This window comes from Bacillus sp. B25(2016b), from assembly GCF_001679765.1.
Classification (GTDB): Bacteria; Bacillota; Bacilli; order Bacillales; family Bacillaceae_G; genus Bacillus_A; species Bacillus_A thuringiensis_K.
Window position 1 is genome coordinate 3,821,794 of record NZ_CP016285.1, and the last position, 14,294, is coordinate 3,836,087.

The window sequence follows — 14,294 nt, forward strand, 5'->3', positions numbered from 1 at the left end:
CTATCTATTCGCTTTCTTTCTTCTAAATAACATAAGTAATCCCGCTCCAACAAACGCAAGACCAGCTCCAATTGTAGAAGCAATACTTGCACCTGTTTTCGGTAAATCACGTTCATCTTTTTCAGCTTCTTTATTTTCACTTACAGTTGTTGTTTCTTTTGTATTTTGATCATCTGTTGTAGTTTGTCCAGATCCAGTAGTGTTTCCATCTTGCTTTGGTTCATTACCATTATTACCTTCTTCTGTTGGTGGTGTTGGGTTTTCTTCATTACCTGTTGGCGGTGTTGTTGGGTTTTCTCCATCACCTTTTGGTGGTGTTGTTGGATTTCCTTCACCAGTTTCTTTATCATCATTCTTCTTCGTTATATCAATTGCATATTTAGCAAATTCATTTTCAGATGGTCCAACATATGAAATCTTTCCATCTGCCTTTATATACTTTTGTGCATTTGGTGAAGAATCAAATGTTGTATTTAATTTATCTGCAACAATCGGTTTAAACGTCCAATTTTGATCAGCTGCTGGATTAATAACTGGTGTTTCTTGCATATACTTCACAATAATTTGACGTGTTTCATCTTGCGATTGGTAAATAACTTCTCCTTTACTTACACCAGGGAACGTTTTACTGCTACCGCGATAATTATTTGTAGCAACGATGAACTTTTGATCATCAGCTACTGGCTTACCTTCATATGTCATATTTACAATACGATTCGTATTTGCATTTACAACTTTTCCATCTTTATCGTATTTCGCCGGTTGTGTTACATCAATTTCGTATTTTAAGCCATCTAAAATATCGAAGTTATATGTAGGATAGCCTATATTTACTAACGGCTGTTCTTCTGTTTTCTTTGGATCAATTTGATTAAACTGACCTGCAGACATTTCAAGCCATTCTTTCACTTGTGCCCCATTTACTTTTACAGCATATAACGTATTTGGATATACGTATAAATCTGCAACGTTTTTAATCGCTAACGTTCCAGCTGGAATATCAGTATAATATGTTGCACCGTTTCGGCCACCTGCTTTAAATGGTGCACCTGCAGATAAAACCGGAATATCTTTAATCTTTTCATACTCTGGTTTTTTAAGTTCTTGTTCTACATACCATTTTTGCGCATTTGTCACAATTTGTACGGAAGGATCATCTTGTACTAATGAAAAATAACTATTAATTGGTGCAGTTGTTTTACCTACAGCTGTATTCACATAATCGATTGTCGCTTGATGATCATCTTTAATTTCATTAACTAGTTTTTGATCAGATTCTACTAATGGATTACCTTTACTATCAGCAATCGGACGAAGTTGCGGCTTAGACTGATCTTTTTGCACTTCCCATTTTCCGTTTACCTTTTTCAATTGCATATCAATAATACCTAAGTTACTACCAAAAACACCAGGCATTACAACTGGAACACCATTAAATACATCCTTCACTTCGGTATGTGAATGTCCCATTAATACTGCATCTACGCCAGGAACTTGTGTTGCTAAATAAAACGATGCATTTTCCATTCCTTCGTTGTATCCACTCTTATCAACACCTGAATGCGCTAGTGCAACTATAATATCCGCACCTTGCGCCTTCATTTCCGGAACTAATTTTTTCGCTGTTTGCACAATATCTTTTGCCTTTACTTTTCCTTCTAAATTCGCTTTATCCCAATTCATAATTTGTGGTGGAACAAATCCCATTACACCAATTTTCACTATTTGTTTTTGGCCTGCTTCATCCACTACTTCTTTCTCTAAAATATGATATGGTCTATCAAAGTAATGCTCGTCATTCTCATCATTACCATCATAGTCATCTATATAGACATTCGAGTTAATAACCGGGAAATCCGTTTTTTCAATCACTTTGTTTAGGTAATCTAAACCGTAGTTAAATTCATGATTCCCAAGAGAGATGACGTCATACTTCATTAAATTCATTAAACGATATAATGGATGTGTATAACTAGGATCCACACGATTCTTCGGATCTTTTATTTTATTCGCTACATAATCTCCAAGCGGTGTCCCTTGTAATGCATCCCCATCATCAAATAGGACAGAGTTTTTCGCTTCTTCACGTGCTTTATTAACAAGTGTTGCCGTTTGTACGAGACCTACTTTATTATCTGTTTTCGTTTGATAATAATCGTAATTCATTAAGTTAACGTGAATATCTGATGTTTCTAGAATTCGTAAGTTAACTGTACTCTCCCCAGTGTTCTCATCTGCATGAGCTGTTGCTGGCATTACTTGCGGTGCTATAACACCAATCGCAAGAGTTGCTCCAGCTAGCATTTTTTTTGACTTTTTCACAAAAAATCCCCCTTATACAATTACCAGAAATAATGAAATGAATCCCTATCTGTCTCTAACCACATACCTTTTTTCTTCTATTAGAGACACAATTTTCATTTCACCCTGCGCTAACGAGTAGTCCCCTTAAACGCCCGATTGATGATGACTAACAATTAATAGGAAATAAAGCTCCCACTAATTAAAGTTTCACCTTATCTGACATTATCATATATAAAGTTCTTTCCTATCGTCAATATTTTTTGACAAACTTCAACAAATTTTCTGTAAAGTTATTATAAACTTTTCATAAACATATAATATGCCCTTACATTGCTAATACTGCTGAATATGATACAATTACCAATTACAAGGAGGATGAATTTATGAAAAAAGTCATCTTAACAATTGTTTGTCTCCTCCTTCTGATCATTTCTTATTCTTATTTTGAAAAGAACGACGAGACAAAACAAAATGAATCTGAAGAAAAAACAGAAAAAACATCTGCTCCAAATTGGATTGATAAGCAAACAAACGAATCTTTTTATCATCTTGTATTAGGTGATTCACTCGCTAAAGGATATGGATCGACACAAGGTGGGTTTGCTGAATTAGCTTCTAAGCAAATAGAAGCACAAATTCACAAACCAATTACAGTAGAAAACCTTGGGGTAAACGGTCTTACAACAGATCGTCTCGCAAAAAAAGTTCAATCAGAAGATGTAAAGGAAAAAATTAGAGCAGCAAATATAATTACAATTAATATTGGAGGAAATAATTTATTTCGTTTAAATCGTGATGTTGGTGTTATAGATGGTATAAAAATGTTAAATAAAGAAAAAGCCCATTTTGAAGCGGATATAAAAAGTATTGTAAAGACAGTTCGAGATCAAAATCCTGACGCTTTACTCATTCTCTCAGAACTCTATAATCCGTTACAACTCGATGACTCCATCGCAAGTTATGCAGATATGTTTTTAGATGGCTGGAATGAATCTGTTTATTCCATTTCCAAAGCAAATCAACCATCTATCGTTTTACCAATTCGCAAATTAATATCGAATGATAAAAAAGAGTTATTATTTGACCAAGTACACCCAAATGATAACGGCTATGCGATTATTGCCAATATATTTACAAAGCAAGTGTTATCCTACAAATATTAAAGCGACCATGAAACAATTCTATTTTTATAACATGTCTTTTTTGTTACAATGATAGTGGAAGGGGGCCTTTATATGGAATCACGCGAGTGGGAACGTATTGTTGATCATCTTCTTTCGCTAGTGCCTCTTTTTTATCGCAAATTTATGCTTCCTGGAGAATTTTCTTCTCAAAGACATATGCCGCCATCACATACACAAGTATTACTGCTTTTGCATGAAAACGGCACATTAGCAGTTTCCGAAATCGGCAAGCGGCTAGCGATTTCACGGCCTAACATGACACCTCTATTAAACAAACTTATTCAAGAAGAACTAATAGAGCGTCATTATAGCGAAAAAGATCGACGGGTCATTTTAATTTCTCTAACAGCTGAAGGGAAATTATTAGTAAATCAGTATCAGCAATTCATTTTAGACAAACTAAAAGAAAATTTCCAAACATTATCTGAGGAAGAGCGCGAAAAGCTCATTCATTCTCTTCAAACCATTCAAAATTTAATTTTGAAAACAAACGTATAAAGCTGCTTCTAAATAGAAGCAGCTTTATGATTCGTAATAGTTACCATAGTATACATTGGAATATGGCCATGTTGTTAAATATGGTTTTTTTTCCTGCGTAGGCTGTTGTGTTGGTAATTGTGGTATTTGTGATAATTGCTGTAATTGTTGTTGCCGATATAATTCGTATTGTCTACTCGTATCATAAACCGGATAATAACTTACATATGGATATACTTGAGGTACGTAATAATAATACATTATCCTCTCCTCCTTTTTCTTAAACATATTCAAAGGAGAAAATGAATGTGACATTGTTTATAATTGTACAAGTGGTTCTCTCACTCGTTTCTTCCTTTTCTTCAAACGTAACTTACGGTTCTTTTCGTATAAATAATGCACAACGAAATATGAAATGAGACCAAACCCAACTCCTAAAATCGTCATTCCAATTAATACATACACTTCACTTTGTAATAAGCTCTTTAATATCGTAAAAATGTGACTTGAAAACAAGTCCGATATCGTAAATGGTTCATGTTGAATTTTCTGTACATGAAATGGATAAATCATTTTTCCTAGCGCATACGCAAGCGGAAATAAAAATACTGGGAGAAACGATATTTTCCCAATAATATTGCCAATAACTGCCGCAGGAAAAGATCCCTTTGCTAACCTGACGATTGGATAAAATATTACATATACGAGCGATGCCGTATAAATGACTAACATTTCTAAGCCGAATCCTATAGCAAACCCTAACGATACTTTCTTTGCGCCTTCTGGCGATCGAAGCAACTTATAATATTGAAACTTTAATATTCTCCACATCCGCTGAAAAAACGAATATGTTTTCTTAGTTGTTTTCACCCTCATCATCTCTTTAACTATATTTTTATATGTAGTATGTCCTTACACACTCTGAACAACAAATTTAGTTTTCTCTTTTATTATAAATGATATCAAAATGGTTAACCAAATATACATCCAACATTTTAATATAAAAAAACCTCCCTTTTAGGAAGGCTCTTCTACATTTTTAAATAAACTCACTAATAACGCTTTTTGAGCATGCAATCGATTACCAGCTTGCTCAAAGACGATAGACTGTGGTCCATCTATAATTTCTCCTGTTACTTCTTCTTCACGATGGGCAGGTAAACAGTGTAAGAAACGATATGTTTGCTTCGCATGCTTAACAAGTTCGTCATTGATTTGGTAAGGTTGAAATAAAGTATATTTCTCTTTTTCGCCCTCTTGCCCCATGCTCATCCAAACGTCAGTATAAATGAAATCTGCTTCATTCACCGCTAATTCAGGATCATGCAAAACTTCAATTTCAGCTCCTGTTTCCTTGGCAATCGCTAACGCTTTTTTTACAATCTCTTCATTCGGTTCATATCCTACAGGCGTTGCAACAGTCATATGCATTCCGACTTTTGCACTCGCTAGCAACAATGAATGACATACATTATTTCCGTCACCTACGTAAGCCAATTTTATTCCTTTAAATGTATTTGTTTCTTCATATATCGTCATGAGGTCTGCCAATGCTTGACAAGGATGATGATCATCCGTTAAACCGTTAATAACAGGAATACTCGATTCTTTTGCAAGCTCTTCTACATCCGCGTGTGAAAATGTACGTATCATGATCCCGTCAATATACTGTGATAATACTTTCGCAGTATCTGAAACGGTTTCTCCTCTTCCCATTTGCATCTCTTTCCCACTTAAAAACATACCATGTCCCCCGAGTTGTACCATTCCCGCTTCAAAAGATACACGAGTACGAGTTGAATGCTTATCAAAAATAAGCCCTAATATTTTGCCTTGTAATAAAGGCTCTTGCTTATTCTTTTTTAAATATATAGCGAACTCAATTAATGAAATGATTTCTTCTTGCGTCAATTCTTCTAATGTTAAAAGATCTTTCGTATTTAATTTTGGTACTTGTACAGTTGACATGAAACTTCCCCCTTATATAATTGATACGTTTTTTGTAAAAACTACTTTTTTTATTATATATACTGCCTGTTCTAACTCTTCATTCGTGACAATGAGTGGCGGTAATAGTCTTATAACATTAGGCCCTGCTTGTAATACGAGAAGTCCTTCGTTTTCTAGTTGCTCTATAAAACTTGCAACTTCATGCTTACACTCAATCCCAATCATAAGCCCTTTACCACGTATATTTTGAATACATTCGACATGCTGTAATTCCTCTTGCAACTTCTGTAATACGTACTCGCCCTTTTCCTTTACTTCTTTTAAAAACGATGGTTTCTTAGTTATTTGCAATACTTCTTTCGCTGCAGCCATTGCAATATAATTTCCACCAAACGTTGAACCGTGTGATCCTGCAGGAAACGATGTTCCAAGTTCTTTCCGGCCAATCATTGCTCCGACAGGAATCCCATTCCCAAGTGCCTTTGCAACGGTAACGATATCAGGCTCTATTCGCACTTGTTCATAAGCGAATAGTGTTCCAGTTCTTCCTATCCCCGTTTGAACTTCGTCTATAATAAATAAGGAACCGAACTTATTACATAATGTTTCAATCTCTTTCAAAAAAGATAGATCAGCAGGTATTACTCCTCCCTCTCCTTGAACAACTTCTACCATTACCGCCGCAACTTCTTCATTCATTACTTCCTCTAATGCTTTAATATCGTTAAAAGGGATATGTAAAAAAGATGGAAGTAATGGACCAAATCCTTCTTTTACCTTATCTTGGCCCGTTGCACTCATCGTTCCAAATGTTCTACCGTGAAAAGACTGCTGGCATGTTACGACGAGAGATTTTCCAGTATGCTTACGTGCTAACTTTAAAGCCGCTTCATTTGCCTCTGCCCCACTATTACAGAAAAACACATAATCTAATGCTCTATTTTCTGTTAATAATGACGCAACTTCTTCTTGTAAGCTGTTTGTAAACAGGTTAGATATATGCCATATATCATCAAGTTGCTCTTGTACACTTTTGAAAACAGTAGGGTGACAATGTCCTAAATTACATACGCCAATTCCTGATGTAAAATCTAAATATTGCTTACCTTTATTATCAATAACTTTCGTTCCAGTTCCCTTTACAAACTCAATAGTTCTTCTGCCATACGTTTGAAAAAGATGACTCGTCATACAATACTCACACCTTTCGTTACCGTCGTTCCAATACACTCTCCCGTAACCTCAGTAAAATCTTTTGTACCATTCACAATACTTATCTTTTGCACTCCCATTTTTAATGATGCTAGTGCCGCCTGTACTTTCGGAATCATCCCACCTGTAATAACACCTGTTTCTATAAAAGTAGCAATTTCAGATTCATCCGTTTCCTTTACCAAATTCCCTTCATGTAATATTCCATCTACATCCGTAATAAAAACAAGCTCTTTTGCCCCTAACGCGGCCGCAATCCCAGCTGCAGCATTGTCCGCATTTATGTTATAAATTTCATTACCATTTACCCCGATTGGAGCAATAACAGGAATATAATTCATATTCATTACCCCTTTTAGTAAGGACGTTTCGACATAACTTACTTCTCCCACATATCCTATCTCCTCGTTGACAGGTTGAATTTGAAGTAAATTGCCGTCACACCCTGAACAACCTACCGCAAGTAAATTGTGCTTTTGTAAATTCATTACGAGTTTTTTATTCGTACTTCCGCATAGCACCATTTGAACAATATCCATAACTTCTTTTGGTGTTACGCGTAATCCATCTCTTTTTTCTACGTTGATGTTACAATCTTTTAATTTGGCATCAATTTCTGGCCCACCACCATGGACAATCACTACTTTATACTTCTGCTGTAATTTCTTTATACAATCAAAAAACACATCATTTAATTGATCCAACATACTACCGCCGCATTTCACTACAATATAATCGCTCATCTTCCCTCTCCTTATGTACGATAACAAGCGTTTATTTTCACATATTCATAGCTTAAGTCACAGCCCCAAGCTGATCCTGTCTCTTCTCCTAAATGTAAATACACATCAATCATAATTTCATGTTCTTTTAATTTCATTTCCATTTCCTCTTCAGAAAACATTTGAGGTTCACTATTTTTCAGCACCGTAATAGATTGAAGAGTAATATCAATTGTATTTGGGTTAATCGTGACTTCACTTTGTCCAATACTGCTAATAATTCGCCCCCAGTTTGGGTCTTCACCATGTATTGCTGTTTTCACAAGACTCGAACCGACTATTTTCTTTGCAATTTTCTTTGCCTCTTCATTCGTTCGAGCTCCTAACACATTTACTTCTATTAACTTCGTAGCGCCCTCACCATCTTGTGCGATTTTTTTCGCTAAATCTTCACATACCTTCTGTAAAGCAAATACGAAAGTTTCCCAATCTGCATGTTCCATATTGATTGGTTTCGTTTCTGATAATCCACTTGCCATAACGATGACCATGTCATTCGTAGAAGTATCTCCATCTACCGTAATTTGATTAAATGTACGATTCGTTATTTGTGATAATGCTGTTTGCAATTCTTCATGTTCTATATTGGCATCTGTCGTAATAAAACTAAGCATCGTTGCCATATTCGGATGAATCATCCCTGAACCTTTTGCAACACCAGCAATCGCCACTTTCTTCCCATCAATAATCATTTCATAGCAAGTTTCTTTCGTTATAAGATCCGTCGTTAAAATTGCTTCCGAAAAAGAATATGATTCACTTTCTTCCTTCGTCGGTATAAGAGTTGCAACTCCCTTTCGGATTATATCCATCGGCAGCGGAACACCAATTACACCTGTTGAGGCTATTGCAACGTAGTTTTCTTTCATCCCAAAATGTTCTGCCCCTAATGCGCGCATCTCGTAAGCATCTTGCAATCCTTTCATTCCTGTACAAGCATTTGCATTTCCACTATTAACGATAATAGCTTGTAATTTCCCCTCAGCCGTTATACTATCCTTCGTTACTTGCAAGGGGGCTGCTTGTATTTGATTCGTTGTATACACAGCGGCACATGATGCTGGTACATCACAAACGATGGCACCTAAATCCTTTTTCTCCTTTTTCAAACCATTTGCAGTACCAATTGCCGAAAAGCCTTTCGGCGTTACAATTGAACCATTTTCTAATTTTGTAATAGACGCTACTTTAATCATCATGTCCCCCTTATGGATAAAGCGGCATATGTTGTAAACCTGTTGTCTCTTCTAGTCCCGCTATTATGTTTGCATTTTGCATCGCTTGCCCAGCCGCGCCTTTCATCATATTGTCTATAACAGAAACGACCGTAACTCTTTCTGTTCTTTCATCGTAAGCTATGCCAATATCACAATAATTTGAGCCTCTCACTTCCTTTGGACTTGGAAATTTGCCTTGCGTACAAATTCGGATGAAAGGCGATTGTTCATACGTTTCTTCATACAATTTTTGAAGTTGCTTTATTTCCATCTTTTGTTTTACTTTTGCATAAAGTGTAATCATGATTCCTCGTGATATCGGTATTAAATGTGTGCTAAATGTAATTGGCTGTAATTCACTATTCCATTCTGTAAGCATTTGCTCAATCTCTGGAACGTGCTGATGCTGGTTTACTTTATAGATATGTAAGTTATCGTATAGCTCAGGAAAATGAGTCATTGTTGTTGGTGTTTTTCCTGCTCCTGATACCCCTGATTTCGCATCAATAATAATCGAATCTTCTTCAATCATGCCGCTACGTACTAACGGCGCTATCGCTAGCAATGTGGCTGTAGCAAAACATCCTGGGTTTGCAATTAAATTTGCATTTTGAATCTCAGACCTTTTCCATTCACTTAACCCATACACTGCTTTTCTAAGAATTTCTTCTTTCGCTGCTGGCCTTTTATACCACAGTTCATATGACGAAGGATCTATCATACGAAAGTCTCCAGATAGGTCAATTACTTTTAAACCTTCTGCTAATAACTTGGGAGTTAACTTCGCCGATACTCCTGCTGGTGTTGCTAGAAATACAATTTCTGCTTCTTTCCCTATTGTCTCCACATCAATTTCTTGTAACGTATGAACGAGAACATTTCGAAGGTGTGGATATACATTTGTTATACACTCACCAACTTGTGAAAAAGAATGAAGAGATGCTATAGAAAAATATGGATGTTGTTCTAATAAACGAATTAACTCAATGCCCCCATATCCAGTGGCTCCAATAATTGCGACTTTCATAAGTTCCTCCTCATATTGATTCTTTAAATTAAGTATGATTATAATATTGTATATTTATAGAGTCAATTAAATATTTATAAATTTTTAAAACTAAAAAAACTTAATTTTACTAGAAAAACAATATGCACAACCGAATTTTTATACACAAATAGTGCATGATAGTTTTTTTATTTCACTTCAAGTACAATAAAACAATACATACGTACATACAGGCGGGAAAAAATATGAACGAAAAATTAATTGAGAAAATGATTATAAAAAGTTTTCAACAATATCAATGCAGTCCAATATCAAAAGAAGATCGGGAAATGCTAGTGAAACATATTCAAACGGTGACTCATTCAAATATTGAAATTGATTTATACGAGGAGATTGAGGATATTGTTTATGATTATGTGACTGGAAAACAATAAAAAATAGGAGATTTCCATGTGGAAATCTCCTATTTTTTACTTAATGATTTACCTGCTACACGTTCAAATAAACCTGGGAATAAAGCATAAAGTTTCGGGCCAATTCCCATCCACTTCGGTAAGTTTACTTCACGTTTTTTCGTGTGCATCGACTTTACGATTTGTTCTGCTACGTATGTTGGTTTTAACATGTAACGTCCCATATTCTTTACATATGTACCAGATTGATCCGCTATTTCAAAAAAGTTTGTATCTATCGGACCTGGATTAATTGCTGTAACATAAATATGTGTATTCGCTAATTCCATGCGTAAACTATTCGTAAAACCTAATACAGCATGTTTCGTTGCTGCATAAGCACTCGATTTCGGAGTTGCAATTTTTCCAGCAAGTGAAGCAATATTAATAATATGTCCTTCGTTCTTGTTTACCATATAAGGTAGTACCGCTTTCGTACATGCTACTAATCCAAATACATTTACTTGGAACATATCTTTTACTTCATCCATTGACGCATCTTCAAACGTTTTAAAAATACCAAATCCCGCGTTGTTTACTAATATATCAATACGTCCTACTTCTTGTAATACCTTTGAAAAAACAGACTGTACTTCTATCTCTTCACTTACATCTAATACATAATAATAGCAAGGCGTATTATAAGTTTCTTTAATTTTGTCTACTAACGCTTGTAGTTTCTCTTCTGTTCGAGCCATTAATACGGGAGTCGCTCCCTGTGCTGCAACTTGCATTGCAACTTGCTCACCAATCCCACTAGAAGCACCTGTAATGACGATTACTTTATTTTGTAAACGTCCTGTCATTGCTGTCACCTACTTTGCATAATAAATCAATCGTTGCGATGACTCATCAATCATCACTTGTTGATTATATGCTAAATAGTCCAATTGTCCAACCGTTTCTGAAATAGTAAGTGGTAACTGTTCTTTATATAATACCGGAAATAGTTTTACACATACTTCAAATGCTGTCATTGGTTTTTCCTTTAATAACTCAAGCACTTTAAAAGCACGTGTTTCTTGCTTTTGTAATCTCGTTTCAATAAGTTGTTTCACATTTAGAACATCTTCCCCATGCCCTGATAAAATGCGTGAAATATTCATTTCGCTTAAACGCTGTAATGTTTGATTATATTGTAGTAATGGGTGTGCCCGCTCTGTTTGCCCTTCATATGGCGGTTCTAGTATTGGATTCGAAGAAATATGACTAATGAGAGCATCTCCACCAATTAATATTCCATCAGATTCTCTATATAAAGAAATATGAGTAGAAGCATGACCTGGTGTTTCAAGTACTATAAATCCAGGCAAAGAATCAATACGATCTCCTTCTCTGACAGTATGCGTTAACGATCTATTACAAGAATATTTAAGTGTCCTCGTCGTCAATAACGACTCGTCTTTCAAAAATGCTGCTGGCACACCAAACTGTAAGGCCGTCTCTCTAAAAAATTCATGATACCGCTTTAAAAATTCTGGATTTTGTGTAATCCAAGGCTCATTCCAAGGATGTCCAATAATATTCGTCTTCTCAGAAAATATATTTAAAAGTCCACAATGATCTGCATGATGATGCGTAATGACTACTGTTTCAATTTCTTCTATCGTATGCCCTAATGCACCTAATTGACTTTCTAACGCATTCCTTGCCTCTTCTGTATTCGTCCCTGTATCAATTAATGTTAATGTCTCCCCCTCAACTAAAAACACATTCACAGTTTCCACTGCAAATGGTACAGGAATCTCCATTCGGTGAATCGCCGTCATGCTTAGCCCCCCTGTCTCTTTCCGGTTCAAAAATGAATACTTCTTCAGTTTACAACTTCTATATATATTTGTCATTATTTTCAGACAAAAAGAGGTGTTTCCTATAAAAAAACGAATGTATGTACATTTATAAGAATTTCTAACCAAAATTAAAGGAGGAACATCATGTCTATTCAAAACATTTCCTTTCTCGGTGCAGGCTCTATTGCCGAAGCTATTATTGGTGGCTTGTTACATGCAAATGTCGTTAAAGGTGAACAAATTACTGTAAGTAATCGTTCTAACGAGACAAGATTACAAGAGCTACATAAAAAATACGGTGTCAAAGGTACTCATAATAAAAAAGAATTACTTACTGATGCAAATATTCTTTTTCTAGCAATGAAACCAAAGGATGTTGCAGAGGCGCTTACCCCTTTTAAAGAATACATAAATAATAACGTGCTTATTATTTCATTACTAGCAGGTGTTTCTACTGACTCAATTAGAAAACTACTTCAAAAAGACATTCCAATTATTCGTGCAATGCCAAATACATCCGCAGCCATTTTAAAATCAGCTACCGCTATCTCCCCTTCAAAACATGCAACAGCGGAGCATATTCGCACTGCAACATCTTTATTTGAAACGATTGGTCTCGTCTCTGTTGTAGAGGAAGAAGATATGCATGCTGTCACTGCATTATCCGGAAGTGGACCTGCTTATATTTATTACGTAGTGGAAGCTATGGAAGAAGCTGCAAAAAATATTGGTTTAAAAGAAGATGTTGCAAAATCACTTATTCTTCAAACGATGATTGGTGCTGCTGAAATGCTAAAAGCAAGTGACAAACACCCTTCTATTTTGCGAAAGGAAATTACTTCTCCTGGTGGAACTACCGAAGCAGGTATTGAAGTATTACAAGAACATAAATTTCAACAAGCACTTATTTCTTGTATTACACAGGCAACGAAACGATCACATAACCTTGGAAAAACATTAGAACAACTAACAAAAGAAAAATAGAAAAAGGAGCTCAAGTTTATTTGAGCTCCTTTTTCTATAATTACACTTAGTTATTGTTCTTCCCAAAAATCTCTTCTTGCAGGCGACGACCAGTTGGCGTTGCTGCAAGTCCACCTTCTGCTGTTTCACGAAGTGCTACTGGCATCGTTTGTCCGATTCTAAACATTGCCTCAATTACTTCATCACATGGAATTGTACTCGTTACACCAGCTAATGCTAAATCTGCTGAAATCATCGCATTTGCAGCTCCTGCTGCATTACGTTTTACACAAGGTACTTCTACAAGTCCTGCAACAGGATCACACACTAAACCAAGCATGTTCTTTAATGAAATTGCCATCGCTGTAGCTGCTTGATCTTGTGTTCCACCAGCCATCTCAACTGCAGCTGCAGCCGCCATTCCACTTGCTGAACCAACTTCAGCTTGGCATCCTCCCGCTGCACCAGAAATACAAGCGTTATTCGCAACAACCATACCGAAAGCTCCTGCTGTAAATAAGAATTCAATCATTTCTTCACGTGTAGGCTGCAATTTTTCTCTTAGTGCAAATAGTACACCTGGCACTGTTCCAGCAGACCCTGCTGTTGGTGTTGCACAAATAATTCCCATCGCCGCGTTTACTTCATTTGTTGCAACAGCTTTGCTTACTGCGTCCAAAATCGTATCTCCTGATAAGCCTTTTCCGCTCTTCATATGCGCTTGAACTTTTACAGCATCTCCACCAGTTAAACCAGTTGGTGATTTCACGCCGCGAATACCACGTTCTACTGCTTGCTCCATCACTACTAAGTTCTTTTCCATACCAGCAATTACTTCTTCACGTGAAATACTTCTTGTTTCCATTTCACATTGAATCATAATTTCTGCGATTTTTACATTTTGTTCTTTAGCTTGCGCCACTAGTTCCGCTGCGTTCCGAAACATGGTGTGTCCCC

15 protein-coding genes are annotated in these 14,294 nt (G+C 36.1%); 4 read left to right on the forward strand and 11 right to left on the reverse strand.

Annotated features, from left to right (window positions below):
- A complete protein-coding gene (cpdB, locus tag BAQ53_RS19425) occupies positions 1-2,322 on the reverse strand; it encodes a bifunctional 2',3'-cyclic-nucleotide 2'-phosphodiesterase/3'-nucleotidase (RefSeq protein WP_208906177.1) in 2,322 nt (773 codons plus the stop codon).
- Between the two features lie 365 nt (positions 2,323-2,687).
- Between cpdB and BAQ53_RS19430 the strand changes: the two genes are divergently transcribed.
- Positions 2,688-3,467, forward strand: coding sequence for a GDSL-type esterase/lipase family protein (locus tag BAQ53_RS19430; protein WP_208906178.1), 780 nt, complete (start codon positions 2,688-2,690; stop codon positions 3,465-3,467).
- 72 nt (positions 3,468-3,539) lie between these two features.
- Positions 3,540-3,986, forward strand: coding sequence for a MarR family winged helix-turn-helix transcriptional regulator (locus BAQ53_RS19435; RefSeq protein ID WP_000445819.1), 447 nt, complete (start codon positions 3,540-3,542; stop codon positions 3,984-3,986).
- A 24-nt stretch (positions 3,987-4,010) separates the two neighbouring features.
- Here the strand turns inward: BAQ53_RS19435 and BAQ53_RS19440 are convergent, their stop codons facing one another.
- The 7 genes from BAQ53_RS19440 to argC all read right to left on the reverse strand — a co-directional run bounded on the left by BAQ53_RS19440 (position 4,011) and on the right by argC (position 10,153).
- Positions 4,011-4,226 (reverse strand): hypothetical protein, encoded by a 216-nt coding sequence (locus BAQ53_RS19440; RefSeq protein ID WP_000291961.1) that lies wholly within the window; start codon positions 4,224-4,226, stop codon positions 4,011-4,013.
- A gap of 57 nt (positions 4,227-4,283) precedes the next feature.
- Complete coding sequence (locus tag BAQ53_RS19445; RefSeq protein ID WP_033672806.1) at positions 4,284-4,844, reverse strand: DUF2062 domain-containing protein; 561 nt, start codon at positions 4,842-4,844, stop codon at positions 4,284-4,286.
- A gap of 138 nt (positions 4,845-4,982) precedes the next feature.
- Positions 4,983-5,933 carry an ornithine carbamoyltransferase gene (argF, locus tag BAQ53_RS19450; RefSeq protein WP_000108892.1) on the reverse strand — a complete coding sequence of 317 codons (951 nt, stop codon included), beginning with the start codon at positions 5,931-5,933 and terminating at the stop codon, positions 4,983-4,985.
- 12 nt (positions 5,934-5,945) lie between these two features.
- Positions 5,946-7,106 (reverse strand): acetylornithine transaminase, encoded by a 1,161-nt coding sequence (locus tag BAQ53_RS19455; protein ID WP_000200542.1) that lies wholly within the window; start codon positions 7,104-7,106, stop codon positions 5,946-5,948.
- On the reverse strand, positions 7,103-7,870 hold the full coding sequence (gene argB / locus BAQ53_RS19460; RefSeq protein WP_001286778.1) for an acetylglutamate kinase: 768 nt from the start codon (positions 7,868-7,870) through the stop codon (positions 7,103-7,105). The genes BAQ53_RS19455 and argB overlap by 4 nt, the downstream gene beginning before the upstream one ends.
- 11 nt (positions 7,871-7,881) lie before the next feature.
- Complete coding sequence (gene argJ / locus BAQ53_RS19465) at positions 7,882-9,105, reverse strand: bifunctional glutamate N-acetyltransferase/amino-acid acetyltransferase ArgJ (protein ID WP_000598381.1); 1,224 nt, start codon at positions 9,103-9,105, stop codon at positions 7,882-7,884.
- 10 nt (positions 9,106-9,115) lie between these two features.
- Positions 9,116-10,153, reverse strand: a complete 1,038-nt coding sequence (gene argC / locus BAQ53_RS19470; RefSeq protein ID WP_000861255.1) for an N-acetyl-gamma-glutamyl-phosphate reductase — start codon at positions 10,151-10,153, stop codon at positions 9,116-9,118.
- Between the two features lie 224 nt (positions 10,154-10,377).
- On the opposite strand from argC, the gene BAQ53_RS19475 reads away from it, so the two are divergent.
- Entirely contained in the window at positions 10,378-10,566 is a 189-nt protein-coding gene (locus BAQ53_RS19475; protein ID WP_001003225.1) for a YqzH family protein, read from the forward strand.
- A gap of 29 nt (positions 10,567-10,595) precedes the next feature.
- Here the strand turns inward: BAQ53_RS19475 and BAQ53_RS19480 are convergent, their stop codons facing one another.
- Both BAQ53_RS19480 and BAQ53_RS19485 read right to left on the reverse strand, forming a co-directional pair.
- Entirely contained in the window at positions 10,596-11,390 is a 795-nt protein-coding gene (locus tag BAQ53_RS19480; RefSeq protein ID WP_000147790.1) for an SDR family NAD(P)-dependent oxidoreductase, read from the reverse strand.
- Between the two features lie 9 nt (positions 11,391-11,399).
- Positions 11,400-12,353 carry an MBL fold metallo-hydrolase gene (locus BAQ53_RS19485; protein WP_208906179.1) on the reverse strand — a complete coding sequence of 318 codons (954 nt, stop codon included), beginning with the start codon at positions 12,351-12,353 and terminating at the stop codon, positions 11,400-11,402.
- Positions 12,354-12,518: 165 nt separating this feature from the next.
- Here BAQ53_RS19485 and proI point away from each other — a divergent pair, with 165 nt between their 5' ends.
- Positions 12,519-13,358: a pyrroline-5-carboxylate reductase ProI gene (gene proI / locus BAQ53_RS19490; protein WP_000027247.1), complete on the forward strand. Its 840-nt coding sequence runs from the start codon at positions 12,519-12,521 to the stop codon at positions 13,356-13,358.
- A gap of 46 nt (positions 13,359-13,404) precedes the next feature.
- Here proI and sdaAA read toward each other — a convergent pair whose 3' ends face one another.
- The gene (sdaAA, locus tag BAQ53_RS19495; protein WP_208906180.1) at positions 13,405-14,283 is read right to left on the reverse strand and encodes an L-serine ammonia-lyase, iron-sulfur-dependent, subunit alpha; all 879 of its coding nucleotides are present in this window, start codon (positions 14,281-14,283) and stop codon (positions 13,405-13,407) included.
- Between the last annotated feature and the right edge of the window lie 11 nt (positions 14,284-14,294).